Genomic DNA, 27000 nt, shown 5'->3' on the forward strand with positions numbered 1-27000 from the left:
GTCAGCCCCCGGCGAACGGCGGCAGAACGTCGAGACGGTCGCCGTGCGCGAGGGAATGGTCCGTGCCGGACGCCGCCTCGGCGTTGACGAGGAACGAGCACCGGGCGAACACCTCCTCGAGCGACCCGCGGTCGGGCGTGGTCGCTCCGTTCCCCTCGGACTCGCGCGGGACCGCGTCGCGCAGCACGGCGTCGAGCAGCGTCGCGATCGAGGCGCCGTCCTCGGCCTCGATGGTCTCGGCGGAGCGTCCCCGGGCGGCGCGGGCGGCCGCGAAGTAGTGCACGTCGACCCGCATCATCCGCCGATCGCACTCATGCTGCGCTCGGGCTGCACGAACCCGTCGGTGTCCATGCCATGACCCTTCGGCTTCGCCCACATGGCGTCGCGCCACAGGTCGGCCAGCTCGTCGTCGGTGGCCCCGGCGCGCAATGGTCCGAGCAGGTCGGTCTCGGTGTGCGAGAAGAGACAGCTGCGCACGCCGCCCTCCGCGGTGAGACGGGTGCGGCGACAATCGGCGCAGAACGCCTCGGTGACCGAGGCGATGATCCCCACCCGGCCGAGGAGCGGGGCGCTTCGATCGGGTTCGGTCGATGCATCCCGCTCGTACACCCGCCACAGCTCCGCCGGAGCGCCGTCCCGCGGTTCCTCGTCGGGGAACAGCACGAAGCGCTCATCGAGCCGGGCGCGGATCTCGGCCGCGGTGATCATGTCGGAGCGGTCCCAGGCGTGATCCGCGTCCAGCGGCATCTGCTCGATGAACCGCAGTTGGTGCCCGCCGGCGAGGGCCCACGCGAGCAGGTCGGCGGCCTGATGGTCGTTCACGCCCCGCAGAAGCACGGCGTTGATCTTGATGAGCGAGAGCCCCGCCGCCGAGGCGGCGTCGATTCCGGCGAGCACCCGGTCGAGGAACGGGCGCCGGGTGATTTGCGCGAAGGTCTCGGCGTGCACCGAGTCGAGGGACACGTTGATACGGTCGAGTCCGGCATCCGCCAACGCGTCGACGCGGGAGGTCAGCCCGATCGCGTTGGTGGTCAGGGAGATTTCCGGTCGGGGATCGAGCGCGGCGCACGCGGCGATGATGTCGGCGAGGTCTCGACGCAGCAGCGGTTCGCCACCGGTGAAGCGCACCTGACGCACCCCGAGCCGCTGGACCGCGATGCCCACGAGGCGGCCGATCTCATCCCGCTGCAGCAGCTGCTCCTTGGGCAGGATGGGCAGGCCCTCCGCGGGCATGCAGTACGTGCATCGCAGATTGCAGCGATCGGTGAGCGAGATGCGGAGGTCGGTGGCGGTGCGTCCGAATCGATCGAGCAGTCCGGTCGCGTCGGGTCGGGCATCCGCCGCCGCATCGCCCGCACGCGCGGAGCGAGGCAGAAGCGGCGTGTCGAGGAAGACTCCCATGCATCGAGGCTAGATCACTCTCCTGCGTCCCGCGTGTACCGGGGGAGCCATGGCCGTCGGAGATCGCGGCGGCGCGAGCCCGCCGACGCACCGTATCGTGGAAGCCATGACCCCCGGGACCCGCGTGCGCGCCCGGACCGCGGTGCCGACCGCGACCATGCTGGGAACGGCGGTGGCGAGCATCGCGGTCGTACTCGCGCTCGGCGGCTGCAGCGCGAACCCCGACGGCGCGATGCGGAGCGGGGATGTCGACGGCGGTGCGCTCACCGTGTCGGCCGCCGCATCCCTCGCCGACGTGGTCGGAAGCCTGGTGGCCGCGTACGAGCGGACGCAGCCGGGCGTGACGATCACGACGAACTTCGGTTCGAGCGCTCAGCTGGTGCAGCAGGCGCTCGCCGGGGCCCGCGTCGACGTACTCATCCCCGCCGACGAATCCGCCGCGGAGCCGCTGATCGACGCGGGTCTCGTCACGGATGACGTCCGCAGGATGGCGAGCAACGCACTGGTGCTCGTGGTGCCGCGGGCCGACCCGGGCGGAATCAGCGGCATCGCGGATCTCGCGTCGCCGGGCGTCCGCGTCGCGGTGTGCGACGAGCAGGTGCCGTGCGGCCGGTCGACGGCCGAGGTGCTCGACACGGCGGGGGTGCGGCTCGCCGCCCCCAGCGAGGAGAACGACGTGCGCGCCGTGCTCTCCAAGGTCGTGACGGGCGAGGTGGACGCGGGATTCGTGTACCGCACCGACGCCCTCGTGGCGGGGGATGCCGTGCTCGTGCGGCCGATCGAGTCGGACGTGGTCAACCGCTATCCTGTGCTCGTGCTCCGGGACTCGCGCGATGTGGATGAGGCCGGCGCGTTCCGCGACTGGCTCCTCTCTCCCGACGCCCAGGCGATTCTCGGCGATGCGGGCTTCGATCCCGCCGACTAGCGCGCGGCCCGCCGGTTCGTCCGGTGCCGCTCGCCGGTCCGCTCGCGTCCGCCGCCGGTCCGCTCGCATCCGCCGCCGGTCCGCCCGCCGGTTCGCCCCGACGCGTGGCATCGCGACGCCCGCGTGGCTGTGGGTCCCGGCCGGGGTAGCGCTGCTCTTCCTGGTGCTGCCGATCCTCACCCTCGTGGTGCAGGCGTTCGGCGGCGGGCTACAGGCCTTCCTGGCCACGATCACGTCACCGGATGCGCTCGCCGCGCTCGGCGTCTCGCTGCGCACCTCGATCGCCTCCACGGTGCTGTGCGCGCTGTTCGGCATCCCGCTCGCCCTGCTGCTGGCCCGCACGTCGGGACCCGCGTCGCAGGCGGTGCGCATCGCGGTGATCTTCCCGCTCGTCATCCCGCCGGTGGTGTCGGGCGTCGCGCTGCTCTACCTGTGGGGACGGTTCGGCTGGCTCGGGTCGGCGCTCGACGTGGTGGGCGTGCGCGTCGGGTTCAGCGAGGTCGCCGTCGTCTTCGCCCAGGTCTTCGTGGCTCTGCCCTTCATGGTGCTCACCGCCGAGACGGCCATCCGGTCGGTCGACCCGCAGTTCGAGGTCGTTGCGGCGTCGTCCGGGGCGTCGGCGACGCGGATCGTGCGGTCCATCACCCTCCCGCTCGCCCTGCCGGGGGTGCTCGCCGCGTGCGTGCTCACGTTCGCCCGAGCACTCGGCGAGTACGGCGCCACCATCACCTTCGCGGGCAGCATCGCGGGGGTGACGCGCACGCTGCCGTTGCAGGTGGAGCTCAACCTCAACTCGCCCCGACCCGAGACGAGCGTGGGGCTATCGCTCGTGCTGCTCGCGATCTGCACCCTGGTGCTCGTGGGCCTGCGGCTCGCGACCACGGATCCACTGGCGCGGATGAAGGATGCGTTCCCGGGACTCGGGGCTCGCACGCTGCCACGAGGCGACCAGGATGACGACGATCGCGATCAGGACCGCCGTGCGGGTGACCGTGAGTGACGGGATGAGTTGCCGGGCCGTGAGGGCGAGCGGAACGGCGAGCCACTCCCAGCGGCCGGTCATGGCGACGAACGGGACGAGAAGCAGCGCGTACCAGGGGTACCGCGGGCTCACGATCAGCAGCGTCGCGCCGATCATCACCAGCTGGCCGAGCCACGGATTCGCCGGGTCGGTCTTCCACCAGACGAGCGCCGCGACGCCGGCGATCAACACGGCCGCGACGGGTAGTGCCGCGGGTCCCGGCACCAGGAGCGAGACCAGCGCGAAGCGACTGCCGTCCTCGTAGCCCTCCTCCGCGAGGTACCCGGGCAGGTAGCCGAGCACCCCGATGCCGGTCGCGAGCACGTAGGGCACGTAGAGCGCGGCGAAGGTGACGACGGCGGCTGCAATAACGCGGACCGGCTGGCGCCGTAGCAGGGCGGGCGCGGCGATCACCGGAACCAGCTTGACGGCGATCGCGGCACCAAGGCTTACACCACCCGCGACGCCCCGGCCGCCGGCCACGAGGAGGGTCGCCGCCAGCACCAGCACCGCTCCCAGCAGATCCACGTGCGAGTTGGTGATGCCCTCGGTCGCCACGAGCGGACACCATCCCCAGAGCGCCGCCCAGCGCGGGTCCGCGCCTCGACGACGCAGGGCGGCGAGCAGCATCCCGGTCACGCCGACGCTGAGCAGCAGTCCCGTGAACTGCAGCGGCCAGTACTCCGCCTCCGGGCCGACCACCGCGCGCACCGCGGCGAAGTACAGCTCGCTCATCGGCGGATAGATGGTGGGCACCCGGGGCCGATTCATCGCGGTGCAGAGCACCTCTCCCGATTCGGTCTCGGTGGTGGACTGGATGCGCTCGCCGGTGCACGTCTCGGTCCCGTCGCGCTCGACCGGTGTCGGGTACAGCCACTCGGTGCGGAGGGGAGCCAACTCGTCGTCGGCCGGCACGTACGCGTAGGGCGAGATGCCCGCGTTCTGCACGATGCCGTCCCAGGCGTAGCGTGCCGAGTCGGTGCTCGTGTTCGGCGGGCCGGTCATGGCGGCGGCGCCGAGCAGCACCGATCCGCCGAGCACCAGGACGACGACGCGCTTCGCGGGCGCCCCGCGGAGGGCGAGCACCCCGAGCGCGAACAGGGCCCACATGGCCGCCGTGCAGGCGAGGTACGGCCCCGCCTCATCGCTCCGGAAGAACGGCAGCGCGAGAACCGTGTACGCCATCAGCGCCGCGAGGGCCGCGACGCAGGAGGCGGGAAGAACGGTGCGCACCCTCCCCATCCTGTAGCACTCCCGCTCCGAAGAGCATTCGGCAGTGACCCCCGACCCCGGAAGATGGTGCAATAGACCCGTGCGCACGGTGATGAGCGGAATGCGGGAGGCGTTGTCCTCGCCCGCGCGCTCACCGCGCATGGCCACCGTGCTGGGCCGCCTGCTCGGGCTCGCCTTCGTGGTCTGCTTCCTCACCGGTCTCTTCAGCCACTTCCTGCAGCAGCCCGAGTCGTGGATGCGGTTCCCGACGTCCCCGGCCGGGCTCTACGCGGTGACCCAGGGCATCCACATCACCGCCGGCATCGCGTGCTTCCCGTTGCTGCTCGGCAAGCTCTGGACGGTGTTCCCGAACCTCTTCCAGACGCCGCCCGTCCGGTCGTTCCTGCATCTGCTCGAGCGGGCCTCCATCGCGCTCTTCGTCGGCGCCTCCCTGCTCGAGATCACCATCGGCCTGCTGAACACCTACCAGTGGGTGCCCTTCCCGTTCTTCTTCAAGCAGACCCACTTCGCGCTGGCCTTCGTGGTGATCGGATCGCTGGTGATCCACATCGCCGTGCAGCTGCCGGTGATCGCCGAGCACTGGCGGAAGCGGGGGCCGGACGGGAAGCCGCTTTATGGCGAACTGGAGGCGTATCGGGCAACCGACGGGAAGGACGGCGACGCCGTCGACACCGACGTACTGCCCGGCGGGGTGACCGGTCGGCTGATGGCCTACATCGATTCCGCTCCGCGGCCGGAACCGTCGGTGAGCAGGCGGGGGTTCCTCGCGACGATCGCCGCGTCCACCGTCGCGCTGGTGGTGCTCACCGCCGGGCAGTCGTTCGCGCTGCTCGATCCCTTCAACCTGTTCGGCCCCCGCAAGCGCGGCGTCGGTCCGCAGGGGCTGCCGGTGAATCGCACAGCGGAGGATGCGGGGGTGCTGTCCTCCGCCGTGGCGGAGGACTGGGTGCTCACCGTGCGGAACGGCGACACGGTGCGCGAGTTCAGCCGTGCCGACCTCGCGGCGCTGCCCCAGGTGGACGTGGAGCTGCCGATCGCCTGCGTGGAGGGCTGGAGCCAGCTGGCCCGCTGGCGCGGGGTGCGGATGCGCGACCTGGCCGACGCCGTGAACGCCCCCGCGGGCAGCGCCTTCCTGCTCCGCAGTCTCGAGGAGCGAGGCAGCTTCCGCATCAACCGGATGGGCCCGGAGTACGTGCGGGACGAGCGCACCGTCGTGGCACTCGAACTGAACGGGGAGACGCTGCACCTCGAGCACGGCTACCCGGCTCGCATGATCGCCCCGGCTCGTCCGGGCGTCACCCAGACCAAGTGGCTCTCGTCCCTGGAGGTGACGGTCTGATGCGCGCTGCGATGGGTGCGGGCGAGATTCCGGGGGAGTATGCGGGGGCGCAAGCGGGGACGAGCGCCGGGATGCGCGCGGCGCGGGTCGTGCTGCTGGTGGTCGGCGTGCTGACCCTCGCCTGGGGTGGCTACGTGCTGCTCGATACCCAGCGCCCGGACCAGGTGGTCGGTGTGCTCGTGTGGATCGTCGCCGCGATCGTCGTGCACGACGGCATCCTCGCGCCGCTGGTACTCGCGGCGAGCGTGGTGCTGCGCCGCAGCGGCCGGCGCCTGCCCGGGGTGGTGCTCGCTATCCTGCAGGGCGCTGTGGTGGTCGGGGTGATCTTCACGCTCGTCGTGGTGCCGGAGATCTACGCGAAGACGCTCGGCCCCGCCAACCCCACCGTGTTGCCGGGCGATTACGCGTTCCGGCTCGGGATGCTGTGGCTGGTGCTTGCCCTACTGACCGCCCTGCTCATCGGGCTCTACTACCTGGTCGGGCGGAACTCCCTCGTCGAGCGGAACTCCGCCGCCCGGCGAGACTAGGCCGCGCGGCGCTCCAGCCGGCAGAAGGTGCGGCCGCCGCGGCCCCAGGTCTGATCCACCCGCAGACCGACGCCCCCGGCTCGCGATTCCAGCGCGGTGCTGCCGATCTCGGCCCACGGGAAGGGCGCGCTCTGTTCGCCGCGAGAGTCGACGACGGTGCAGTCGAAGGTGCGGTCGAGCTCGCGGTCGTCGCTCACCTCGATGATCACGGCACCGCCGGGAGCGAGGAGTTCCTCGCACCGGCGCAGCAGCACGGTCGGGTCCCCGCCGATGCCGATGTTGCCGTCGACGAGCAGGATGGTTCCCCACGCCGCCTCAGGGGGGAGCTCCTCGAACACAGACTGGTTCAGCACCGAGAGCCCGGACTCGGTGGCGATCTGCACCGCCGTGGGCGACACGTCGAGTCCGAGGGAGCTCAGCCCGGCGTCCACGGCCGCGCGCACCATCCGTCCGGGTCCGCACCCCACGTCGAGCACGGGGCCTCGCGCGCCCTCGAGCAGACTGCGGTCGACGGCATCGGCGTCGGCGTTCCACCGGCTCACGTGCATCGGTGCCGAGTCGGAACCGGCGTCGCCGTTCGGTTGCGGGGAGGCGCGGTGCTCGCGGAGGTACAGCACGGCTCCGCTGCGGCGCAACGCCCGGGCGTACGGTTCGGTGCCGCCGGACCCGAATGCGGGTTCGGCTTCGGAGTCGTCGCTCCGGTCGAGGAAGACCGTCATGCCGTGCCCCCGTCCCCGTGTCGACCGTTCCCGTTTCGCGCAGCCCCGTCTCGCGCATCCTCCGCGCCGGGCGGTGCGAATGCCGCCAGCAGTGCCGCAAACCTACTCCCGGGGATCGTTCGTGCCACCTCCCGGGCGGTGGCGATCGTGTCGACGTCGGTGAGCATCGGCAGGTCGCGCACCGCGAGACCGGCGGACTCCAGCCGCGCGCGCTGCATCGCCCCGGTGTCGTCGCGGGACATCGGCACGCCGCGCACGAGGTCGCCGGAGGGATGGCTGAGTCCCAGAGCCCAGAATCCGCCGTCGGAGGCGGGTCCGAACCAGGCGGCCGGGGCGGCGGACCCGACGTCGTCGACGTCGACGTCGGCGAAGAACGGCGCGAGGTGGGCGGCGGTGACCTGGGGCGTGTCCATGCCGATCAGCATGGTCGGGCCCTCGCAGAGGTCGAAGATGGCTGCGATGCGCTCGTCGAGGCCGCCGGTCGTCTGAGGTATCACGTCGAACTCTTCGGAGCCGACCGGTGGTCGGTTGCCGTCGAAGTAGAGGATGCGGCGGGTCGCCGGAACGGCGAGGGCCGCCTCGAGGGTCGAGGAGAGGCTGGCCGCGGCGAGGTCGGCCGCCTGCTCCAACGTGAGGGGCGGATGCAGGCGGGTCTTCACCCGCCCGGGCAGGCACTCCTTGGCGATGACGACGAGGGTGCTCACCGGCGCACCTCGGCGAGGAGCCGGGACATGTCGCGGATGGCCACGATCGTTCCGCGCACGGTGCCGGTCACCTTCGATCGCCCGATCCGTGGCGCGTACGGGGTGTCGACCTCGGTGATGCGCCAGCCGGCGTCCGCAGCCCTCAACACCATCTCCAGCGGGTAGCCGCTCCGCCGGTCGAGCAGGTCGAGGGCGAGGAGGTCGGTTCGTCGGGCGGCCCGCATGGGACCGAGGTCGTGCACGCGCACCTTGGCGATGCGGCGCATCAGGTAGGAGAGGGCGACGTTGGCGAACCGGGCGTGCACCGGCCACGCGCGCCGGGTCGTGGTGCGGCGTCGTCCGAGCGTGAGATCCGTCTCTCCGTTCCGCACCGGGTCGACGAGGAGCGGCAGGTCGGCCGGATTCATGGACGCGTCGGCGTCGCAGAACGCCACGATCGGGGCCTCGGCGGCGAGCAACCCGGCGTGCGCGGCGGAGCCGAATCCGCGTCGGGGTTCGGTCACCACGAGGGCGCCGTGCTCGCGGGCGATGGCGGCGGTGCGGTCGGTGGAGCCGTTGTCCACGACGATCGCCCGGTAGCCCTCCGGAAGCCGGGACAGCACCCACGGCAACGCGCCCTCCTCGTTCAGGCAGGGGAGCACCACGTCGACGGAGGGGGAGGTCACTCTTGAACCCTAAGAGGCTTCGGCTGGGAACGCGCGGGTGGGCGGGCCGCGCGGCAGGCGGCGCAGCGCGGGTACACCGGTCAGGGCGCACGGGGGACGCGCAGACGAGGCGACCTATCCTGAGTGCGTGAACGGAACTGGCGCGGTGCGGGGCACTCGATGGGCCGCGCTCGCGGGGATCGTGAGTGCCGCCGCGGTGCTCGCCGTTGCCGAACTGCTCGCCGTCTTCGTTCAGGGTCGCGGCAGCCCGGTGTTCGCGATCGGCGACTGGGTCATCGACCTCGTGCCGCCGTTCGTCAAGGATCTCGTCATCGCCCTGTTCGGCACCGCCGACAAGGTGGTGCTGCTCCTGGTGCTCGGCCTCCTGGTCGCCGTGCTCGCCGCGGCGGCGGGCGTGCTGCAGCGGCGGAAGCCGCCCCTCGGCCTCATCGTACTCGCCGTCGTGTCGGGCATCGCGATCCTGGCCGTAACCACCCGGCCGGATGCCGCCGGCACGGATGCGGTGCCCACCGTCGCTGGGATGCTCGTGGGAGCGTCCTTCCTGCACCGGGCGACCCTGCGCCTCGCGGACTGGGAGCGGTCGCAGGCGGGTGCCGATGTTCCTCGTGCTCCCGCGGCTACCCGTGTACCCGCGGCCACCGGTGCCCGCGCGGTTACCCGCGCTCCCGCGGGTCCGGCGTCGAAGGATCGCCGACGGTTTCTCACGCTGGTGCTCGTGGCCGGCGCCGCGTCCGTGGTGGTGGGTGCCGGTGCTCGGGCGTTCAACGCCGCGGCCAGCGCCGTCAGTGATCTGCGCACGCGACTGGCCCTTCCCGCCCCCGCGGTGCCCGCGCCACCGATTCCCCCCAGCGCGACCCTCGACGTCCCCGGTATCACCACGCTGGTGACGCCGAACGATTCGTTCTACCGCATCGACACGGCCATCCAGGTTCCCGCGATCGACCCGGGGGAGTGGACGCTTCGCGTGACCGGCATGGTCGAGCGCGAGGTCGAGATCTCGTTCGAGGAACTGCTGGCGAAGCCGCTCGTCGAGCATCTCGTGACGCTGGCCTGCGTGTCGAACGAGGTCGGTGGAACCCTGATCGGCAACGCGGCGTGGCTCGGCTACCCGATCCGCGACCTCCTCGCCGAGGCGGGACCGCTCGCGGGTGCCGACATGGTGCTGTCCCGGAGCGAGGACGGGTTCACCGCCGGTACCCCGCTCGACGTGCTGCGGGACGACGACGTGCAGGCGTTGCTCGCGGTGGGCATGAACGGTGAACCGCTTCCCCTGCAGCACGGGTTCCCGGTGCGGATGGTCGTGCCCGGGCTCTACGGCTACGTGTCGGCCACCAAGTGGGTCGTCGAACTGCGGGTCACCCGCTTCGCCGACGAGAAGGCCTACTGGAGCACGCGCGGCTGGACCGAGCGCGGCCCCATTAAGCTCTCGTCGCGCGTCGACACTCCGCGTCGCGGAGCGAACCTCACCGCGGGCACCGTCCCGATCGCCGGGGTGGCGTGGGCGCAGAACATCGGCGTCGCCGGAGTCGAGGTGCGGATCGACGGCGGCGACTGGAATCCGGCCCGGTTGGCGACCGCGATCTCTGCCGACACCTGGGTGCAGTGGGTGTACGAGTGGGATGCGACATCGGGCGCGCACCGCATCGAGGTGCGAGCCACCGACGCGAACGGCCTCCGCCAGACGGGCGACGAGGCGCCGCCCGCCCCGGACGGTGCGACCGGTTGGCACGCGATCGACGTGCAGGTCTCCTGACCGGATCGCCCATCGTGCGCTCCCATGGGTGGCGGCTCATGGCGTGCTGTCCGATCGGCTCGGGGTCATCCCGCGGCTGGTGTCAGGTCTCGCCGTCGGGCGGAACATGACGCCCCGGCCCGATCGAGTGCCGGGACGGACCGATCGGGGTGAATCGGGTGGTGCCGGCGAAGACGTCGAGGCTCGAGTGGTGCGGTGCCTCAGGTGGTGGGTTCGGGTGGTGCGTGCTCTGTTGGCGGGTCGCCATTCGGGGTTGGGGTCTATCCAGGGTGGTGGTTGCACTTGGGGTGTGCCGAGGTGCATGCGGATGCGCCAGCCGGAGGTGGTGATGGTGCGGTGGTGGAACCAGCACAGCAGCACACCGTTGTCGGTGTGTGTGGGCCCGCCTTCGGCGGCGGGACGCCGGTGATCGCCGACGCGGCGTCGACTCCGATCGCCCCGGCACGGAGCGCGGCACCCACCAGATCGAACCGGGCCGGCAACGGGTCCCCGGTCAGCGACACCCTAGGGCGGACAGCGGCACCCAGCGCGACCCGCCGGTACAGGGAGGATGCGGAGGCGAGGGTGGTGCGTTGCAGCAACCCGACGGGGGTGCGGCACCCGCACCGAGCGGCGAGCCCCGCGGAACCCAAAGGTTTCCGGGAGCGTTCCGCGACCTCCGCCGCCACCGTGACCCGCAACGCGTCCACCCGCCGACCGACCGCCTCCACGGCACGGACCACGGCCAGCAGACGGTCATCGTCCAGCCCGGCCAGGGCGTCGCAGGGCAGCGTGTCGGTGATCGCGTCCGCGATCCCGGTCAGCGCCTCTGCGGTGGGGTCCATGCGTCAACGATCCACCCCACCACCGACATTCCCGCCGACGAAACCCCAGATCAGACCTCGATCCGTGGACAACTGACGAGAAGAATACTCGTGAGGAGTAGAGGCGAAATCACCACCTGAAACCGCCACCTGAAACAGCTACCCGCCACAGCATCCTCCACGCGCACCACCACCTCGCCCACCGTCACCCTCCAGTAACGTGACAAGGTGACCTCGATACCCTTCACCGCCACGCCGACGCTCTCCGGAGCGGCGGCGACCCTCGAACCGCTGAGCCTCGAGCACGCGGAGGACCTCGGGGACGCGGTGCGCGAGGGCGAGCTGTGGCGCACCTGGTACACGAACATCCCCTCGCCGGAGGGCATGCACGGCGAGATCGAACGCCGACTGGGCGGGGCAATGGCCGGGCGGATGGCGCCGTGGGCGGTCCGGCGGAACAGCGACCGACGGCTCGTCGGCATGACCACGTTCATGAACATCGACGCCGCCAACCGGCGGGTCGAGATCGGCTCCACCTGGCTGGGCGTGACCGTCCAGCGCTCCGGCATCAACCGCGAATGCAAGCTGCTCCTGCTCGAGCGCGCCTTCGAGGAACTGGACTGCATCGCCGTCGAGTTCCGCACGCACTGGCACAACCACCAGTCCCGTGCCGCCATCGCCCGGCTCGGAGCGAAGCAGGACGGAGTGCTGCGGAGTCATCAGGTGTCGCCCGACGGCATCCTGCGGGACACCGTCGTCTTCTCCATCATCTCGAGCGAGTGGCCGACGGTGAAGAAGTCGCTTACCGAGGGACTTCTTCGGTCCTGACGTCGAGTGCGGGCTGCACCGCTCGCTCGATCTTCGCGTGTGCGAGGGTGACGAGAGTGTGTCGTCCATCGCGCACGGGCGACACGAACGGGTCGACCAGTCCCTCGAAGAGGCCGGCGAACTCCTGGAGCGGCTCGTGCTCGGCGTCGAGGGCGGTGGGTGACCCGAGCATGCCGAGCATGTGCCGTGTCACGAACGGTTCCACCGACCACAGCACAGCATCCATCGCGTCGATCTGCGTCTCGCACCCCGAGCGGGGGTCGACGACGATGCCCGACGGCGACGTGCCGCACTCCGCGATGCGCGTGTGTCGCAGCACCTGCGGGTCGTAGAGGCCGCGGGTGACCGCGACACCGAGGTCGCCGAAATCGCGGAGGCCGGCATCGATCGCGTCGATCCAGGCCGAGGCGTACTTCTCGGCCACCCACAGCCGCTCGTCGGCGGCGAAGTCGCCCGTCACATCCCGCAGGCAGATGTCGCGGGCGCCGGCGCACACCTTCACGTCGACGGACGCGACCCGGAGGCCCCGCACGGTGTTGATGGGCATCTTCCGCCGCTCGGTCACGCCGTTCGCCGCATCGATGTAGTCCCGGTCGAGGCGGATGCGTTCGCGCACGACCTCGAGGTCGGACCGGAGATCGAGGAAGTAGTCGGCCAGGTACCCGCGGCGCGGTTCGGCGCGCCCGATCGCGGCCACCCCGCCGGGGCACCCGTCGTCCGGGACCGTGTCGTAGGCCGGGCTGGCGGCCTCGCTCTCGGACTCGCCGTTCCGCCCGTCACCGCAGGTGTTCACCGGGAGAGCGCGGGCGGGATCGAAGAACACGTCGTAGAGGAACGCGGTGGGCGCGGCGATCGGCAGGCCCGGGTCGCCAGCAGCCGGGCCGGTCAGACGGGGAACGTCCCGCTCGACCGCGGCCCGCATCAGGCCGTGGCTGAACGCGAGGATCTGGCCACGTTCGTCCTCGTCGTACGACGGATCCCACTGCGCTGCCTGCGCCTCACCGATCACATAGGTCAGCCAGGTCTGCACCGTGGGCGGGTGCGCGCCGGCGGTCACGCCGGTCGGGTTGAGGAGGCCGTCGAGGCCCACGAGGCCGCCGTTGTAGTACTCGGGCCAACGGTGCAGGGCCGCGGCGAGCATGGAGCGCATCACCGCCGGGGAGCCGTCCATCCGGTCGAGCTCATACGGACCGGGGAGTCCCTCGGGCTGTCCCTGCACCACCGACGTCGATTCCCGGTCGGGCGGGAGCACTCCCGTCACCACCAGCGTGGCTCCCAGCGCCGCCACGACGCCGAGGGTCATTGAGGCCACGCGAGCGGGATGCTTCGGCATGTTCGCACTCCATCGATGCGTACTGCACATGCCACCGCGAACGGTCGTTGCGAGCGGCGTCGGGTGGGTTGCACCCTCGTGCTCTCACGCTAGGACGGTCCGACTGCGCAGGCAAGGGAGTTCCGGCACCGCGGACCGTGAATGTCGGCTCGAATCAGGCCGTCAGTCGGCGAAGATCGGCGGTTGCCGGTCGCGCCACGGCAGGGCCTGCTCGAGGGCCGCGGCGACCTGCAGCAGCAGATATTCGCGTCCCCTCGCCGCCACGAGCTGCACGCCGATCGGCAGTCCCTCGCGGCTCTGACCGACCGGCAGGCTGATGGCCGGATTTCCGGAGACGTTGAACGGCGCGGTGAACGGTCCGTACTCGAGGATCGTCCGCAGCCAGGACCGCGCCGAGCCGGTCGGAGCGTCGTAGTCGAGCGTGCCGTGCGGTACCGGCAGCCGCGCGAGGGTGGGCGTGACCAGCAGGTCGTAGTCGGAGAAGAACGCCGCCACTCCGTTCGTGACCCGCTGCTGGGCGTGCTGCGCCGCCGTGATCTCCGCGGGTCCGGCCGCCGCGCACTCGGCGAGGACGATGCGGGACACCGACTCGAGCAGGCGGGGATCCGGCCGACTCGCGCGCAGGATTGCCGCCCCGGTGCCGTAGACGCCGAGCATCTCGGCCTCCACGATCGACTCGGCGTCGAACGGCGGAGTCGCCGACTCCACCGCGTGCCCGATCCACTGCAGCAGCTCTCCCACCGCCACGGTGGTCGCCCGCACCTGCCCGTCGACCGGCACCCCCGACGCCGCCTCCGTGGTCATCGCGATGCGGAGCCGACCCGGGTCGCTGCCGACGGCACGCACGAAGGGTGAAGCAGACGGTGCCGGGGCGACGGCATCGAGGAGCAGCGCGGCGTCGCGCACCGTCCGGGTCAGGGCGAACTCGCTGAGGAGCCCGAACAGCGCGTCGCCCCCGGGGTCGGTGGGCGTCCGTCCGCGACTCGGCTTCAGGCCGACGAGTCCGCAGCACGAGGCGGGCACGCGGATGGAGCCCGCGGCATCGTTCGCGTGCGCGAGCGGCACGGCCCCCGCGGCCACGAGAGCGGCCGCGCCACCGCTCGATCCACCGACGCCGCGGTCGAGCGCCCACGGATTGCGGGTCGGCCCGTACCGTGTCGATTCGGTCGAGAAGCTGAGGCCGTACTCGGGCGCCGTGGTCACCCCGAGGGTGCGGAGACCGGCGGCGCGGAACCTGCTCATCATCGGCGCATCAGCATCCGCCACGGCACCGCGGATGCTCCGGCTGCCGAGCGTGAAGGGCACGCCCCGGGCGAACGGTCCGCTGTCCTTGATCAGGAACGGCACACCCGCGAGCACGCCGTCCGACGCAGCGTCGAGAGCGGTGTCGAGTAGCGGGCCGGTGAGCGCGTTGAGGTCGGGGTTCACCGCGTCGATCGCGCGCCGGGCGGCATCCTCGACTTCATCGGCGCGCACCGCACCCGAGCGGATCAGGTCGCGCAGTTCGGTGGCGTCGCACCCCGCGTACTCGTGCGGTTCCATGGCGGCGTCAGGCGCTCCTCGACGCGTGAATCACCCGGAGCGCGTCGAGTTCCGCATCCACCCAGCCTTCGGCCACGGACTCCTCGCCGCGAATGGCCACCTTGTCGGTGAGGTGGAAGTCGAGGTTGCGGAGCAGCTCGGCCGCGCGCAGCGCGGGCAGGGCGTCAAGCTCGACGTCCGTGATCGAACGCACGGAACGGTAGCCGGAGAGGAATGCGGCGGCGAACGGGGTGGAGAGCGCCCCGACGAGGTCGGACATCGGCCAGCCCTCGCCGCTCAGGTCGAAGTCGTGCAGCCGCATCCCGTCGGCCGTGAGCCGCACGTTGTCGAGGCTGGCGTCGCCGTGACGGATGCCGCGGGGGAGCCCCCGCGACTCGAGCTCGGCGAGCGCATCGACGGTCCGCTGTCCCTCGACCTCGACGAGGTCGGCATCCGCGCGCCGCTCCAACGCGGTGAGGGCGTCGCGCACGCGGCGCCGTGGGGCATCGAGCGCCGACAGCGCGTCGAAGGGCCGCAGGGGATGCGCACTGCGGAGTCCGTCCGCCCTCGAGTGGAAGCCCGCGACGACCGCACCGAACGACCGGTAGAGCTCGTCCGAGAACGGCGGCGTCGGTTTCGGCGCAGTCGCCCACTCGGTCAGCGCGAACGGGCGAGTCCCCTCGGGACTCGCGATCTCGCCGACCAGTCGGCCGTCGCGCAGGGGAACGCCGACCGTGTCGGTGAGGTCGGCGCGCAACAGGTGCGCGGCGAGGTCCTGTTCCCACGCAACCTGCGCGGTCGACCACCTGTTGGCGCGATAGATTTTGAGGGCGTACGTGCCCTCCTCCGCTCGCACGCCAGAGGTCGTTGACCAGCGACCGGATCAGCCGCGCCTCAAGCGGGCGCACATTCGAGAAGCGTCGGACGAGGGCGAGCACTCCCACGGGCGACGCCACCGACCGCACGACATCGACCTCGATCATCGGGCGCCCACTACGACACGGAGGGGCGACGCCATCGACCGCACCACATCGACCTCCCGCATCACCGGTCGCGCACGGCCGCGCGCAGGGGCGCGGTCGCGAACTCGCGCATGCCCTCGTCGAACGACATCGCGGGCTCCCAACCCAGCTCGGTGCGCAACCGCTCCGACGAGGCGGTGATGTGCCGCACATCGCCCAGCCGGTACTCGCCCGTCACCACGGGGGAGGGGCCCCCGGCGTGCGTGCTCAGCGCCTCGGCCATCTCGCCGATCGTGTGCACCACGCCGCTGCCCACGTTGTAGGCGCGGAACCAGCCCGGCTCGGCACCGAACGTGTGCTCGATCGCGGCGAGATTGGCGCTCGCGATGTCGCGCACGTGCACGAAGTCTCGGCGCTGCCGACCGTCCTCGAACACGCGGGGCGCCTCACCGCGCTCGAGCGCCGACCGGAACAGCGACGCGACACCCGCGTACGGCGTGTTCTGCGGCATCCCGGGCCCGTACACGTTGTGATAGCGCAGCGCGATCGCCCGGCCGCCCGTCGAGCGCGCCCACGAGGTGGCGAGGTGCTCCTGCGTCAGCTTCGTGATGGCGTACACGTTCCGCGGATCGAGCGGCGCGTCCTCGGGGATGAGCACGGGCTCGAGCGGCTCGCCCGTGGCCTCGTCGATCGGGTCGAATCGTCCGGCGTCGAGATCCGCGGCGCGACGGGGCGCGGGCCGCACCGGTCCGGCGGGTCCGCGGTAGCTGCCCTCGCCGTAGACGACCATGGACGACGCGAGCACCAACCGGGACGTACCCGCCGTGGCCATCCCGGCCAGCAGCACCGCGGTGCCGAGGTCGTTGCTCGCCACGTAGTCCGGTGCGTCCGAGAAGTCGACGCCGAGCCCCACCTTCGCGGCCTGGTGGCAGACCACGTCGACGTCCTCGAGCAGGGCGGGGACGTCGGACGGATTCGTGACGTCGGCGCGCACGAACTCGGCGCGCGGATCGAGGGAGGGCGGGCCGCCGTGCACATCACTCCGCAGCGAGTCGGCCACGCGCACGGTCCAGCCGCGGTCGAGTGCGGTGCGCACGATGGCGTCGCCGATGAAGCCGGCGCCGCCGGTGACCAGGAGGCGCTGCGCGCTCACGCGTCCGACCCCCGCGTCGGCAGCGCGAGCACGGCCGCGACGGCCGACGGGGCGATCGACTCGCGCGGGGCGAAGTCGCGCGGAATCGCGCGCACGATCGTTTCGAGCGCGGCGAGGATGCGAGGCTGCGCATCGGCGAGCCGGGCGAACACGAGCTCCGCGCTCACCGCATCCTCGTCACCCGTCGCGCTGGAGTCGCCCGGCCGAGGGGCCAGACCGGCGTCGCGGTCGGTCACGAACGACAGGTTCACGGTGGCGATGTTGAGTTCCGACGCGAGCGGGACTTCGGGGTAGAGCGTCATGTTGACGATGGCGGCGCCCGCCGCACGGAACCACGAGGACTCCGCGCGAGTGGAGAAGCGGGGGCCCTGGATGACCACCACGGTGCCGGTCTCGACGACCGTCTCGCCCGCCTCGGCGAGGGCCCGAGCGGCGATGCTCCGCAGTTCGGGGTCGAAGGGGTCGGCCGCCGCGAGGTGCTGCACGCTGCCGCGGTCGAAGAACGTGTCGGCCCGACCCCCGGTGCGGTCGAGGAACTGATCGGGCAGCACGAGCGTGCCGGGCGGGTAGTCCGGGCTGACGCCCCCGACGGCCGCCGACGACAGGATCACCCGTACGCCGAGCGACGCGAGCGCCCAGATGTTCGCCCGGTAGTTGATGAGGTGAGGCGCGACGGAGTGGTCGGTACCGTGCCGGGCAAGGAACGCCACCCGTCGGCCGGCGAGTTCGCCCACCGTCACGGCGCTCGATCCGTACGGGGTCTCGATTCCGGCGGAGGTCGACGATTCGGGGTCGAAGAGCCGGTAGAGGCCCGATCCGCCGATCACGGCGATGTCGGCGCGGAGGTTCTGGGTCACGGTGCTCCATTCGGCTGCGTGGCACCAGTCTTTCAGGCGAAGATGGAGGGATGCGGACCGTTGCCGATCACCGAGACGCCGTCGAGCGCATGCTCGAGCCGCTCGGGTCGCGCAAACCGGAACGGATCACGGGGTACTCGGCCGACGTTCTGCGCACGCATCCGGCGCTCTTCCCCGGGCGGGTGCTCGCCCGGGACGTGGTCTCGCCCGTCGACCTTCCCGCCTTCGACAACTCGCAGATGGACGGCTACGCGGTGCGGTCGGCGGAGGTCGCGGATGCGGTCGCGTCCGGCCGACCCTTCCCGATCGGCGCGCGCATCGCGGCGGGCTCCCCGGTGGGCGAGCTGCCGCCCGGCACCGCCGCCCCGATCATGACCGGGGCCGCCGTGCCGCGGGGTGCGGACGCCGTGATCCCGATCGAGGCCGCCACCCCGAACCGGTTCCTCCCCGAGGCGTCGACCGCCACGGTGTCGTTCGCCGACCCGGTGGACGCGGGGACGTTCGTGCGCACCGCGGGAAGCGACCTGCGGCAGGGCGAGCTGCTGCTCGCGGCGGGCACCAGGCTCGGGCCCGCGCAGTGGGGGGTGCTCGCCGCGGCGGGCTGCCCCGACATCGACCTGGTGCCGCGCGTGCGGGTGATCGTGATCTCGACCGGCGAGGAGCTGCGGCAGCCGGGTGCGCCGCTCGGTTCCGGTCAGATCTACGACGCGAACAGCGCCATCCTCGTGACCGCGCTCACCGAGTGCGGCGCCGACGTCGTGCACGCGGCGACGGTGTCGGACTCGGGGAACGACCTCCGCGGCATCCTCGCCGAGCGGGGCGCGGACGCCGACCTGCTCGTGACCTCCGGTGGCGTGAGCGCCGGAGCATACGAGGTGGTGCGCGACGTGCTCGAGGGGGCCGGGCTCGATTTCGGCAGCGTCGCGGTGCAGCCGGGCGGACCGCAGGGGCTCGGGGTCGCCGACCTCCATGCACTCGGGGGAGCGTCCGGGAGTCTGCCGGTGGTGGCGTTCCCCGGGAACCCTGTGAGCGCCCTCGTCTCCTTCGAGCTCTTCCTGCGTCCGGTACTGCGGGCACTGGCCGGACTGCCGGCGAGCCGCCCCGTCGATCGCCTGCCGCTGGCCGAGCCGGTCACCTCGCCGCCCGCCAAGCACCAGGTGCGGCGCGGCACCGTCGATGCGCACGGGCGTGTGCGGCTGCAGGGCGGCGCGAGTTCGCACCTCCTGCACGCCTATGCCGGATCTTCCGTGCTCGTGCACCTCCCGGTCGGCTGCGCCGCCGCCGATGCGGGGGACCTCGTCGAGGTCTGGAGAATCGATGCGGCGTAACGGTGACGCGCGCATGCCGCGCAGCGAAGAGGAGCACGAATGACCGACCAGCCCGCACTGACGCACATCCGAGCGGACGGATCTGCGCACATGGTCGACGTGAGCGACAAGGCGGTCACGTCCCGCCGCGCCACCGCCCAGGCGGTCGTCATCACCCGGCCCGACGTGGTGGACGCGGTGATCGCCGGTGACCTGCCGAAGGGCGAGGCCATCAGCACCGCACGCATCGCGGGGATACTGGGCGCGAAGCAGACGTCGTCGCTCATCCCGCTCTGTCACCCGCTGCCGCTCTCGAAGGTGAGCATCGACATCTCCGGCGACGGCGATCGACTCACGGTGCTCGCCACCGTCGCGACCACGGCGGTCACCGGCGTCGAGATGGAGGCGCTCACGGGGGCCTCGGTCGCGGCGCTCACGCTGTACGACATGATCAAGGCGGTGGACAAGTTTGCGGTGATCACCGACATCCTCGTGCTCGACAAGGTTGGCGGCAAGAGCGGCGACTGGAGCCGGTCGTGAGCGAGTCGCTGGGTGCGGGATTGGGGGACGCCGATCCGGGGCGTGCCGTGCCCGGCCGCTCGGCGGCGGTGCTGGTCGCGTCGACCCGTGCGGCGGCGGGCGCCTACGACGACCGCACCGGTCCGGTGATCGTGGGCTGGCTGCGCGAGCGCGGCTTCCACACCCAGGATGCGACGGTCGTGCCCGACGGCCCGCTCGTGGGCGCGGCTCTGCGGGCGGCGGTCGCGGCGCGGTTGTCGCTCGTGATCACGACGGGCGGCACCGGTGTGAGCCCGACCGACGTGACTGCCGATGCGACGGCCGAGATCCTCGACCGGGAGGTGCCGGGCTTCATGGAGGAGCTGCGGCGGCGCGGTGCGGCGCACACGCCCACCGCGTTGCTCACGCGCGGGCGCGCCGGGGTCGCCGAGCGCACCTTCGTGGTGAACCTTCCGGGATCGCCCGGCGGCGTGCGCGACGGCCTGCAGCTGCTCGGCGAGGTGCTCGACCATGTGCTCGACCAGATCGCAGGAGGTGCCCATGACGACTGAGGATGCGACGGGCGACGGGAACGCTGCCGCCGCCGAGCACGGTGGAGTGGCGTTCGCGCGGGTCGACGGCTCCGCGATCTCCGTGGCGGAGTGCGAGGCCGCCGTGGCGTCGGATGCGGCGGGCGCGGTCGTCGCCTTCGCCGGAGTGGTGCGCAATCACGACGAGGGGCGCGACGTGTCGTGGCTCGACTACGAGGGCCATCCGACCGCGGGGAGGGTGATCGCGCAGGTCGCGGCCGACGTGGCCGCGCGCCACCCGCGGGTGCGGATCGCGGTCGCGCACCGGGTCGGGCGGCTCGCGATCGGCGATGTGGCGCTCGCGTGCGCCGTGTCATCCGCCCACCGCGCGGAGGCGTTCGCGGCGTGCGCGCTGCTCGTGGACGAGGTGAAGCGCCGCGTGCCCATCTGGAAGGAACAGGGCTTCGGCGACGGGAGCACGGAATGGGTCGCGTCGCTGGGCTGAGCAGGCGAGCAGCGTGCTCGGCGGGTGAGGACACCCACAGCGAGGAGGGAAGAGGAGTAACGGCATGGCCACCTTCGCACTCATCCACGGCGGCGGATCGACCGCGTGGGACTGGCACCTGGTGTCGCCGCTGCTCGAGCGCGCCGGCCACGACGTCGTCGCGGTCGACCTGCCCATCGAGGACGCAGGGAAGACTCTCGAGGATTACGCCCGCACGGTGGCGGACGCCGTGGGTGATGCCACGGGGGTGATCGTGGTCGGTCACTCGCTCGGCGGCTTCACCGCGCCCCTGGTCTGCGGCCTGGTGTCGGCCGTCGGGTTGGTGTTCCTCACCGCGATGATCCCGGCGCCGGGGGAGCTGTTCGAGGACTGGTGGACCAACACCGGCCACGATCGCGAGGTGCTCGACGAAGATCCCGACGTCCAGTTCTTCACCGCGGTGCCCGAGCACCTCGTGCGGGCGGCGAAGGCGACGGAACGCCACGAGCGAGGCGACTGGATGACCCGGCCGTGGCCGGCGTCGGGGTTACCCGACGTGCCGACCCTCGGCATCCTCTGCCGCGACGACGCCTTCTTCCCCGCCGCCTTCATGCGTCGGCAGGTGCGGGAGCGCCTCGGCACCGACCCCGTCGAGATCCCGGGTGGGCACTACGTCGCCCTCAGCCATCCGGATGCGGTGGCCGCCGCCCTGGACGACTTCGCCCGGTCGGTCGGCGCGTAGGGGAGCGGGGCAGCGGACGCGAACACGCGCGTGGCCGGGACTTCACGCTCCGCGCACGGGCCGCCCAGCCCCGACCGCCTAGGCTCTTCGGGTGGCACATCTTCTCGGAGCCGAAGCGCTCCACCTCGAATTCCCCACGCGTGTCATCTTCGACAACGTCACGATCGGCCTCAACGAGGGCGACCGCATCGGCATCGTCGGGCGCAACGGCGACGGCAAGTCGACCCTGCTGCAGTTGCTCGCCGGACGCATCCAGCCCGACGGCGGGCGTGTCACCATGCGCCGCGGCGTCACGCTCGGGATGCTGCACCAGGCCGACGAGCTCGACGGCAGCCGCACGGTGGCCGAGACGATCGTCGGCGGCATCGACGAGCACGAGTGGGCCAGCGACCCCCGCGCCCGCGACGTGATCGGCGGACTCGCGTCCGATGTGCCGTGGGACGCCCCCGTCTCCAGCCTCTCCGGTGGCCAACGGCGCCGGGTGGCGCTCGCGGCCCTGCTGATCGGCGACCACGACATCCTCTTCCTCGACGAGCCCACCAACCACCTCGACGTGGAGGGCATCGCCTGGCTCGCCCAGCACCTCAAGCGGCGCTGGTCGCCCAACGCCGGCGGCCTCATCGTCGTGACCCACGACCGGTGGTTCCTCGACGAGGTGGCCAACGCCACCTGGGAGGTGCACGACCGCCTCATCGAGCCGTTCGAGGGCGGGTACGCCGCCTACATCCTGCAGCGCGTCGAGCGCGACCGCATGGCGGCCGTCTCCGAGGCGAAGCGCCAGAACCTCATGAGCAAGGAGCTCGCCTGGCTGCGCCGTGGCGCGCCGGCGCGCACCGCGAAGCCCAAGTTCCGTATGGATGCCGCGTACGAGCTGATCGCGAACGAGCCGCCCCCGCGCGACACGGTGTCGCTCACCTCGATGGCGATGCAGCGCCTCGGCAAGGACGTGGTCGACCTGCTCGACGTGTCCGTCTCCTACCCGACCGATTCGGGCGACGTGAAGCAGGTGCTCACGAACGTGGAGTGGCGCATCGCCCCCGGTGAGCGCACCGGCATCCTCGGGGTGAATGGCGCGGGCAAGTCCACCCTGCTCAGCCTCGTCGCCGGATCGCTGCAGCCGACCAGCGGACGGGTGAAGCGGGGCAAGACCATCAAGGTGGCGCAGCTCACGCAGCAGCTCGCCGAGCTCAAGGACATTCTGAACGACCGGGTGAGCGACGTGATCGCCCGCCAGAAGACCACCTACGTCACCGGCGGCAAGGAGGTGACGCCCGGGCAACTGCTCGAGCGCCTCGGGTTCACGAGCGCCCAGCTCTCCACCCCGGTCAAGGACCTGTCCGGTGGTCAGAAGCGACGCCTGCAACTGCTGCTCATCCTGCTCGACGAGCCCAACGTGCTCATCCTCGACGAGCCCACCAACGACCTCGACACCGACATGCTCGCCGCGATGGAGGACCTGCTCGACTCGTTCCCCGGCACCCTGCTCGTGGTGAGCCACGACCGGTATCTGGTCGAGCGCGTCACCGACCAGCAGTACGCGGTGATCGACGGCGGACTCCGCCACCTGCCGCGCGGTGTGGACCAGTACCTCGAGCTGCGGTCGCAGCAGGGCGCCTCGTCCGGCGGGATGCTGCGCCCCGACCAGGCCGGCGGTGCCTCGGGGAGTGGGACCGCGCTGGGCGGCGCGGAGCTGCGGGCGGCCGAGAAGGAACTGTCGTCGATCACGCGGAAGCTCGAGAAGCTCGACGTGCGCATCCGCGACCAGCACGACAAGCTCGCCGGGCACGACCAGTCCGACTACGAGGGTCTCGGTGCCCTGTCGGCCGCCCTGCGCGAGCTGGAGTCGACGGTCGGCGAACTGGAGACGCGCTGGATCGAGCTGTCGGAGCGCCTCGAGGCGTAGTCGTCCCTGCGCCCTGCGCCCTGCGCCCTGCGCCCTGCGCCGTGCGCACCGGCGACCCTGCGCACCGGCGACCCTGCGCACCACCGTTCGCGGCGTTGTCCCAGTGGAGGGCAGCAGGGTGGGGGTATGACTCCCCCTCCCGGTTCCTTCCGCTCGCTCCGTCGTCCCCAGCCCATTCCGCCCCTACCCGGTCAGGAGTCCGTGTGGGACTACCCGCGGCCCCCGCGGGTCGAGCCGCGATCGGAACGGGTGGTCGTGCGGCTCGGCGGGCGGGCGATCGCCGACACCACCGAAGCGGTGCGCGTGCTGGAGACGAGCCATCCGCCCGTCTACTACCTGCCCGTAGACTCCTTCGTTCCCGGTGCACTGGTGCCGGTCGAGGGCACGAGCTTCTGCGAGTTCAAGGGGCAGGCGCACTACTTCGACATCGTCAGCAACGGGGTCGTCGTCCCACGGGCCGGGTGGACCTACCCGAGACCCACGCGGGGTTTCGAGGCGCTCGGCACCCGCGTCGCGCTGTACCCGGGGCAGATGGATGCGTGCGAGGTCGACGGAGAGCGCGTCACCTCGCAGGAGGGCGACTTCTACGGCGGCTGGATCACCGCGGCGATCGTCGGCCCGTTCAAGGGCGCACCGGGCACCGCCGGGTGGTGAGCACGACCCGCGCCCTCAGTCGAAGTCGAGGCTGAGCTTGCGGAGCAGAGCGGCGAGGCGGTCGCGGTCGGCGCGCGAGAGGGTATCGAGCAGTCGGCGTTCCTCGGCCACGAGTGTGGCGATGGCCCCGTCCACCCGCGTGCGGCCCACGTCGGTCATCACGACGAGGATGCCCCGACCGTCGTTCGGGTCGGTGCGCCGCTCGACCAACCCGCGCGTCACGAGGCGGTCGATGCGGTTCGTCATGGTGCCCGAGGAGACCAGCGTCTGCTGCAGCAGCGCCTTCGGACTCAGCTGATACGGCGCCCCCGCACGTCGAAGCGCCGCCAGCACATCGAAGTCCGGCGGTTCGAGGTCGGACCCGGCGAACGCCGTGCGGCGGGCCCGGTCGAGGTGCCGGGACAACCGGTCCACGCGGGAGAGCACCTGCAGCGGCGCGAAGTCGAGGTCGGGGCGCTCGCGCATCCACGCGGTCACGATGCGGTCGACCTCGTCGGAGTTGGGCACGCCCCCATTATCGCCGGGGCGCGGCTCGCGAGTCGCCGTCGCCGGTCGGTCTGGCAGACTGGACACCGCGCGCGGAGCCGCCGCGTTCCGCCTTGGTGTAATGGCAGCACGACAGCCTTTGGAGCTGTTAGGTCCAGGTTCGAGTCCTGGAGGCGGAGCTATCGCCGTCCGCCGCACCGACATCCTGGAGAAGCACGTGACATCCCCATCCACCCCGCTCGCCGTCGTCATCCTCGCCGCAGGGCAGGGCACCCGGATGCGGTCGCGCACGCCGAAGGTGCTGCACCCGCTGGCCGGCGTCCCGCTCATCGGGCACGTGCTGGCGACCGCGGAGGAGCTCGGCGCCGATCACGTGCTCGCCGTCGTGCGACACGAGCGCGACGCGGTCGTCGAGGCGGTCACCGCCCAGTCGCCCCGGGTTTCCATCGTCGACCAGGACGACGTGCCGGGCACCGGTCGCGCGGTCGAGCTCGCCCTCGAGGCGCTCGGCGACTTCGACGGCTCCGTGGTGGTGCTGAGCGCCGACGTGCCGCTGCTCGACGCGGCCACCCTGCGCGCGCTCGTCGACGCGCACTCGCTCTCCGGGAACTCGCTCACCCTGCTGTCGGCGCTGTTCGATGATCCGACCGGGGGCGGCCGCATCGTGCGCGACGCCGAAGGCGCGTTCGCGTCGATCGTGGAGCAGAAGGATGCCAGCGACGACGAGCTCGCCATCTCCGAGGTGAATGCGGGCGTGTACGTGTTCGCCGCCCGCATGCTTCGGGAGGCGCTCGGCGCGATCGGCACCGACAACGCGCAGAACGAGAAGTACCTCACCGACGCCGCGGCGGGCATCCGCACCCTCGGGGGAAGCATCCAGGCCGTGCCCATCGCCGACCGGTGGCTCGTTCAAGGCATCAACGACCGCGTGCAGCTCGGCGACATCTCCCGGGAGCTGAACGCGCGGATCGTGCGCGGCTGGCAGCTCGCCGGCGTGACGATCGAGGACCCGGCATCGACCTGGATCGACCTGAAGGCCACGCTCGAACCCGACGTCACGATCCTCCCCGGGACCCAGCTCCGCGGCGCGACCACCGTGGCATCCGGGGCCACCGTCGGCCCGGACACCACGCTCGTCGACTGCGAGATCGGCGAGAACGCGGTGGTCAAGCGCACGGACGCCACGCTCGCCGTGATCGGCGCCGGCGCGACGGTGGGCCCGTTCTCGTACCTCCGCCCGGGCACCTACCTCGGCGCCGACGGCAAGCTGGGCGCGTTCGTGGAGACGAAGAACGCCCGCATCGGCGACGGGTCGAAGGTGCCGCACCTCAGCTACGTGGGCGACGCGGTGGTGGGGGAGGGCTCCAACATCGGCGCCGGCACGATCTTCGCCAACTACGACGGCGTGAACAAGCACGAGAGCCGCATCGGGTCGCACGTGCGCACCGGCTCGCACAACGTGTTCGTCGCGCCAATTAGTATTGGGGACGGAGCCTATACGGGGGCCGGAACAGTGGTGCGCAAGAGTGTGCCCGCGGGTTCCCTCGCCGTGAACGTGGCTCCGCAACGCAACATCGCCGGCTGGGTCGAAACTCATCGCCCCGGAACAGCCGCGGCCGACGCGGCACGTGCCGCGGATGCCGATGGCAACGACTGAACGGAGTCCCGTGGCGGGCAGCATCAAGATCACCGGTGAGAAGCGATTGGTGCTCGTCACCGGACGGGCCCACCCCGAGCTCGCCTCGGCCATCGCCGACGAGCTGGATACGGCTCTCGTGCACACCGACGCCCGAACCTTCGCCAACGGTGAGCTGTACATCCGCTACGACGAGAGCGTGCGCGGATGCGACGCGTTCGTCATCCAGTCGCACACCGCTCCCATCAACGAGTGGCTCATGGAGCAGCTCATCATGGTGGATGCGCTGAAGCGGGCGTCGGCCAAGCGCATCACCGTCGTCGCCCCGTTCTACCCCTACGCCCGCCAGGACAAGAAGGGCCGCGGACGCGAGCCGATCTCCGCCCGTCTCGTCGCCGACCTGTTCAAGGCCGCGGGCGCCGACCGCATCATGTCGGTGGATCTGCACGCTGCCCAGATCCAGGGGTTCTTCGACGGACCCGTCGACCACCTCTTCGCGATGCCGGTGCTCATGGACCACATGCGCAAGGTGCTCGACCCCACGACGCTCACGGTGGTCTCACCGGACATGGGCCGGGTGCGCGTCGCCGACATCTGGAGCGACAAGCTCGGCGCGCCGCTCGCCATCATCCACAAGCGCCGCGACCCGCTCGTGCACAACCAGGTGACCGTGCACGAGATCGTCGGTGAGGTCGAGGGCCGGGTCTGCCTCATCGTCGACGACCTGATCGACACCGGCCGCACCATCGTGTCGGCCGCCGAGGCGCTCAAGAAGAACGGCGCCACCAAGGTGATCGTCGCCGCAACTCACGCGGTGTTCTCCGACCCGGCCGTCGAGCTGCTGAGTTCCGCCCACATCGATTCCGTGGTCGTGACGGACACCCTGCCGCTGCCGCCCGAGAAGCGTTTCGAGAACCTGACCATCCTGCCGATCGCGCCCCTGCTCGCCCGCGCGATCCACGAGGTCTTCGACGACGGCTCGGTCACCTCGATGTTCGACGGCGCCGCCTAGGACG

The 27000-nt window shown here is 71.6% G+C and carries 27 protein-coding genes, 1 tRNA gene and 1 pseudogene; 16 read left to right on the plus strand and 13 right to left on the minus strand.

Features of this window, described 5'->3' with window-relative positions; all coding sequences use genetic code 11:
• Nucleotide 1 precedes the first annotated feature (1 nt).
• Nucleotides 2-298, minus strand: a complete 297-nt coding sequence (locus EY822_RS10070) for a MoaD/ThiS family protein (protein ID WP_227497186.1) — start codon at nt 296-298, stop codon at nt 2-4.
• Nucleotides 295-1401: a GTP 3',8-cyclase MoaA gene (gene moaA / locus EY822_RS10075; protein ID WP_150308143.1), complete on the minus strand. Its 1107-nt coding sequence runs from the start codon at nt 1399-1401 to the stop codon at nt 295-297. Before moaA ends, EY822_RS10070 begins: the two co-directional genes overlap by 4 nt.
• 106 nt (nt 1402-1507) lie before the next feature.
• On the opposite strand from moaA, the gene modA reads away from it, so the two are divergent.
• Both modA and EY822_RS10085 read left to right on the plus strand, forming a co-directional pair.
• Nucleotides 1508-2326, plus strand: coding sequence for a molybdate ABC transporter substrate-binding protein (modA, locus tag EY822_RS10080; RefSeq protein WP_227497187.1), 819 nt, complete (start codon nt 1508-1510; stop codon nt 2324-2326).
• Nucleotides 2301-3326 carry an ABC transporter permease gene (locus EY822_RS10085; RefSeq protein WP_150308145.1) on the plus strand — a complete coding sequence of 342 codons (1026 nt, stop codon included), beginning with the start codon at nt 2301-2303 and terminating at the stop codon, nt 3324-3326. The genes modA and EY822_RS10085 overlap by 26 nt, the downstream gene beginning before the upstream one ends.
• Nucleotides 3327-3443: 117 nt before the next feature.
• Here the strand turns inward: EY822_RS10085 and EY822_RS15575 are convergent.
• Nucleotides 3444-4721 (minus strand): annotated as a pseudogene (locus EY822_RS15575) (glycosyltransferase family 87 protein); the annotation flags it as partial.
• On the opposite strand from EY822_RS15575, the gene EY822_RS10095 reads away from it, so the two are divergent.
• Nucleotides 4660-5919 (plus strand): molybdopterin-dependent oxidoreductase, encoded by a 1260-nt coding sequence (locus tag EY822_RS10095; protein ID WP_150308147.1) that lies wholly within the window; start codon nt 4660-4662, stop codon nt 5917-5919. The pseudogene EY822_RS15575 and the gene EY822_RS10095 overlap by 62 nt on opposite strands.
• Nucleotides 5919-6446: a hypothetical protein gene (locus tag EY822_RS10100; RefSeq protein ID WP_227497188.1), complete on the plus strand. Its 528-nt coding sequence runs from the start codon at nt 5919-5921 to the stop codon at nt 6444-6446. Before EY822_RS10095 ends, EY822_RS10100 begins: the two co-directional genes overlap by 1 nt.
• On the opposite strand, the gene EY822_RS10105 is transcribed toward EY822_RS10100, so the two are convergent.
• From EY822_RS10105 to EY822_RS10115, 3 genes are read right to left on the minus strand one after another with little or no spacing between them, the layout of a single operon-like run.
• A complete protein-coding gene (locus EY822_RS10105) occupies nt 6443-7165 on the minus strand; it encodes a class I SAM-dependent methyltransferase (protein WP_150308148.1) in 723 nt (240 codons plus the stop codon). The genes EY822_RS10100 and EY822_RS10105 overlap by 4 nt on opposite strands.
• Nucleotides 7162-7869 carry a TIGR04282 family arsenosugar biosynthesis glycosyltransferase gene (locus EY822_RS10110; protein WP_150308149.1) on the minus strand — a complete coding sequence of 236 codons (708 nt, stop codon included), beginning with the start codon at nt 7867-7869 and terminating at the stop codon, nt 7162-7164. The genes EY822_RS10105 and EY822_RS10110 overlap by 4 nt, the downstream gene beginning before the upstream one ends.
• On the minus strand, nt 7866-8534 hold the full coding sequence (locus tag EY822_RS10115) for a glycosyltransferase family 2 protein (protein WP_150308150.1): 669 nt from the start codon (nt 8532-8534) through the stop codon (nt 7866-7868). The genes EY822_RS10110 and EY822_RS10115 overlap by 4 nt, the downstream gene beginning before the upstream one ends.
• A gap of 127 nt (nt 8535-8661) precedes the next feature.
• Between EY822_RS10115 and EY822_RS10120 the strand changes: the two genes are divergently transcribed.
• A complete protein-coding gene (locus EY822_RS10120; RefSeq protein ID WP_227497189.1) occupies nt 8662-10287 on the plus strand; it encodes a molybdopterin-dependent oxidoreductase in 1626 nt (541 codons plus the stop codon).
• A gap of 260 nt (nt 10288-10547) precedes the next feature.
• Here EY822_RS10120 and EY822_RS10125 read toward each other — a convergent pair whose 3' ends face one another.
• Nucleotides 10548-11111 carry a hypothetical protein gene (locus EY822_RS10125; RefSeq protein ID WP_150308151.1) on the minus strand — a complete coding sequence of 188 codons (564 nt, stop codon included), beginning with the start codon at nt 11109-11111 and terminating at the stop codon, nt 10548-10550.
• Between the two features lie 216 nt (nt 11112-11327).
• Here EY822_RS10125 and EY822_RS10130 point away from each other — a divergent pair, with 216 nt between their 5' ends.
• Nucleotides 11328-11918 (plus strand): GNAT family N-acetyltransferase, encoded by a 591-nt coding sequence (locus EY822_RS10130; protein ID WP_150308879.1) that lies wholly within the window; start codon nt 11328-11330, stop codon nt 11916-11918.
• Here the strand turns inward: EY822_RS10130 and EY822_RS10135 are convergent.
• The 5 genes from EY822_RS10135 to EY822_RS10155 form a co-directional block, all read right to left on the minus strand.
• On the minus strand, nt 11893-13230 hold the full coding sequence (locus EY822_RS10135) for a hypothetical protein (protein ID WP_227497191.1): 1338 nt from the start codon (nt 13228-13230) through the stop codon (nt 11893-11895). The genes EY822_RS10130 and EY822_RS10135 overlap by 26 nt on opposite strands.
• 183 nt (nt 13231-13413) lie before the next feature.
• Nucleotides 13414-14793 carry an amidase gene (locus tag EY822_RS10140; protein ID WP_150308153.1) on the minus strand — a complete coding sequence of 460 codons (1380 nt, stop codon included), beginning with the start codon at nt 14791-14793 and terminating at the stop codon, nt 13414-13416.
• A 7-nt stretch (nt 14794-14800) separates the two neighbouring features.
• The gene (locus EY822_RS10145; protein WP_150308154.1) at nt 14801-15628 is read right to left on the minus strand and encodes a phosphotransferase enzyme family protein; all 828 of its coding nucleotides are present in this window, start codon (nt 15626-15628) and stop codon (nt 14801-14803) included.
• Nucleotides 15629-15816: 188 nt separating this feature from the next.
• Nucleotides 15817-16887, minus strand: coding sequence for an NAD-dependent epimerase/dehydratase family protein (locus tag EY822_RS10150; protein WP_150308155.1), 1071 nt, complete (start codon nt 16885-16887; stop codon nt 15817-15819).
• Nucleotides 16884-17744 (minus strand): MTAP family purine nucleoside phosphorylase, encoded by an 861-nt coding sequence (locus tag EY822_RS10155; protein ID WP_150308156.1) that lies wholly within the window; start codon nt 17742-17744, stop codon nt 16884-16886. Before EY822_RS10155 ends, EY822_RS10150 begins: the two co-directional genes overlap by 4 nt.
• A 50-nt stretch (nt 17745-17794) precedes the next feature.
• Between EY822_RS10155 and EY822_RS10160 the strand changes: the two genes are divergently transcribed.
• From EY822_RS10160 to EY822_RS10190, 7 genes are all read left to right on the plus strand, one after another.
• Nucleotides 17795-19072: a molybdopterin molybdotransferase MoeA gene (locus EY822_RS10160; RefSeq protein WP_150308157.1), complete on the plus strand. Its 1278-nt coding sequence runs from the start codon at nt 17795-17797 to the stop codon at nt 19070-19072.
• A gap of 39 nt (nt 19073-19111) precedes the next feature.
• Nucleotides 19112-19591 (plus strand): cyclic pyranopterin monophosphate synthase MoaC, encoded by a 480-nt coding sequence (moaC, locus tag EY822_RS10165; RefSeq protein ID WP_150308158.1) that lies wholly within the window; start codon nt 19112-19114, stop codon nt 19589-19591.
• Nucleotides 19588-20121 carry a MogA/MoaB family molybdenum cofactor biosynthesis protein gene (locus EY822_RS10170; RefSeq protein ID WP_227497192.1) on the plus strand — a complete coding sequence of 178 codons (534 nt, stop codon included), beginning with the start codon at nt 19588-19590 and terminating at the stop codon, nt 20119-20121. The genes moaC and EY822_RS10170 overlap by 4 nt, the downstream gene beginning before the upstream one ends.
• A complete protein-coding gene (locus tag EY822_RS10175; protein WP_150308159.1) occupies nt 20111-20584 on the plus strand; it encodes a molybdenum cofactor biosynthesis protein MoaE in 474 nt (157 codons plus the stop codon). The genes EY822_RS10170 and EY822_RS10175 overlap by 11 nt, the downstream gene beginning before the upstream one ends.
• A 64-nt stretch (nt 20585-20648) precedes the next feature.
• Nucleotides 20649-21305, plus strand: a complete 657-nt coding sequence (locus EY822_RS10180) for an alpha/beta fold hydrolase (protein ID WP_150308160.1) — start codon at nt 20649-20651, stop codon at nt 21303-21305.
• Nucleotides 21306-21396: 91 nt separating this feature from the next.
• Nucleotides 21397-23208: an ABC-F family ATP-binding cassette domain-containing protein gene (locus EY822_RS10185; RefSeq protein ID WP_150308161.1), complete on the plus strand. Its 1812-nt coding sequence runs from the start codon at nt 21397-21399 to the stop codon at nt 23206-23208.
• 126 nt (nt 23209-23334) lie between these two features.
• On the plus strand, nt 23335-23862 hold the full coding sequence (locus EY822_RS10190; protein WP_150308162.1) for a DUF427 domain-containing protein: 528 nt from the start codon (nt 23335-23337) through the stop codon (nt 23860-23862).
• Between the two features lie 15 nt (nt 23863-23877).
• Here EY822_RS10190 and EY822_RS10195 read toward each other — a convergent pair whose 3' ends face one another.
• A complete protein-coding gene (locus tag EY822_RS10195) occupies nt 23878-24327 on the minus strand; it encodes a MarR family winged helix-turn-helix transcriptional regulator (RefSeq protein WP_150308881.1) in 450 nt (149 codons plus the stop codon).
• A 128-nt stretch (nt 24328-24455) separates the two neighbouring features.
• Between EY822_RS10195 and EY822_RS10200 the strand changes: the two genes are divergently transcribed.
• The 3 genes from EY822_RS10200 to EY822_RS10210 all read left to right on the plus strand — a co-directional run bounded on the left by EY822_RS10200 (nt 24456) and on the right by EY822_RS10210 (nt 26996).
• Nucleotides 24456-24527: transfer RNA gene (locus EY822_RS10200), tRNA-Gln, on the plus strand.
• A gap of 38 nt (nt 24528-24565) precedes the next feature.
• The gene (glmU, locus tag EY822_RS10205) at nt 24566-26005 is read left to right on the plus strand and encodes a bifunctional UDP-N-acetylglucosamine diphosphorylase/glucosamine-1-phosphate N-acetyltransferase GlmU (RefSeq protein ID WP_150308163.1); all 1440 of its coding nucleotides are present in this window, start codon (nt 24566-24568) and stop codon (nt 26003-26005) included.
• Complete coding sequence (locus EY822_RS10210) at nt 25992-26996, plus strand: ribose-phosphate diphosphokinase (RefSeq protein WP_150308164.1); 1005 nt, start codon at nt 25992-25994, stop codon at nt 26994-26996. The genes glmU and EY822_RS10210 overlap by 14 nt, the downstream gene beginning before the upstream one ends.
• Nucleotides 26997-27000 lie beyond the last annotated feature (4 nt).

The organism is Planctomonas psychrotolerans (genome assembly GCF_008642235.1).
Taxonomy (GTDB): Bacteria; Actinomycetota; Actinomycetes; order Actinomycetales; family Microbacteriaceae; genus Planctomonas; species Planctomonas psychrotolerans.

What these genes read in the sequence shown, in the direction of transcription:
- EY822_RS10160 (WP_150308157.1), top strand. Translation starts at nt 17,795, where the DNA reads ATGCGGACCGTTGCCGATCACCGAGACGCCGTCGAGCGCATGCTCGAG.
- moaA (WP_150308143.1), bottom strand. Translation starts at nt 1,401, where the DNA reads ATGGGAGTCTTCCTCGACACGCCGCTTCTGCCTCGCTCCGCGCGTGCG.
- moaC (WP_150308158.1), top strand. Translation starts at nt 19,112, where the DNA reads ATGACCGACCAGCCCGCACTGACGCACATCCGAGCGGACGGATCTGCG.
- EY822_RS10125 (WP_150308151.1), bottom strand. Translation starts at nt 11,111, where the DNA reads ATGGACCCCACCGCAGAGGCGCTGACCGGGATCGCGGACGCGATCACC.
- EY822_RS10105 (WP_150308148.1), bottom strand. Translation starts at nt 7,165, where the DNA reads ATGACGGTCTTCCTCGACCGGAGCGACGACTCCGAAGCCGAACCCGCA.
- EY822_RS10195 (WP_150308881.1), bottom strand. Translation starts at nt 24,327, where the DNA reads ATGCGCGAGCGCCCCGACCTCGACTTCGCGCCGCTGCAGGTGCTCTCC.
- EY822_RS10175 (WP_150308159.1), top strand. Translation starts at nt 20,111, where the DNA reads ATGACGACTGAGGATGCGACGGGCGACGGGAACGCTGCCGCCGCCGAG.
- EY822_RS10140 (WP_150308153.1), bottom strand. Translation starts at nt 14,793, where the DNA reads ATGGAACCGCACGAGTACGCGGGGTGCGACGCCACCGAACTGCGCGAC.
- EY822_RS10070 (WP_227497186.1), bottom strand. Translation starts at nt 298, where the DNA reads ATGATGCGGGTCGACGTGCACTACTTCGCGGCCGCCCGCGCCGCCCGG.
- EY822_RS10100 (WP_227497188.1), top strand. Translation starts at nt 5,919, where the DNA reads ATGCGCGCTGCGATGGGTGCGGGCGAGATTCCGGGGGAGTATGCGGGG.
- EY822_RS10210 (WP_150308164.1), top strand. Translation starts at nt 25,992, where the DNA reads ATGGCAACGACTGAACGGAGTCCCGTGGCGGGCAGCATCAAGATCACC.
- EY822_RS10085 (WP_150308145.1), top strand. Translation starts at nt 2,301, where the DNA reads ATGCGGGCTTCGATCCCGCCGACTAGCGCGCGGCCCGCCGGTTCGTCC.
- modA (WP_227497187.1), top strand. Translation starts at nt 1,508, where the DNA reads ATGACCCCCGGGACCCGCGTGCGCGCCCGGACCGCGGTGCCGACCGCG.
- EY822_RS10180 (WP_150308160.1), top strand. Translation starts at nt 20,649, where the DNA reads ATGGCCACCTTCGCACTCATCCACGGCGGCGGATCGACCGCGTGGGAC.
- EY822_RS10190 (WP_150308162.1), top strand. Translation starts at nt 23,335, where the DNA reads ATGACTCCCCCTCCCGGTTCCTTCCGCTCGCTCCGTCGTCCCCAGCCC.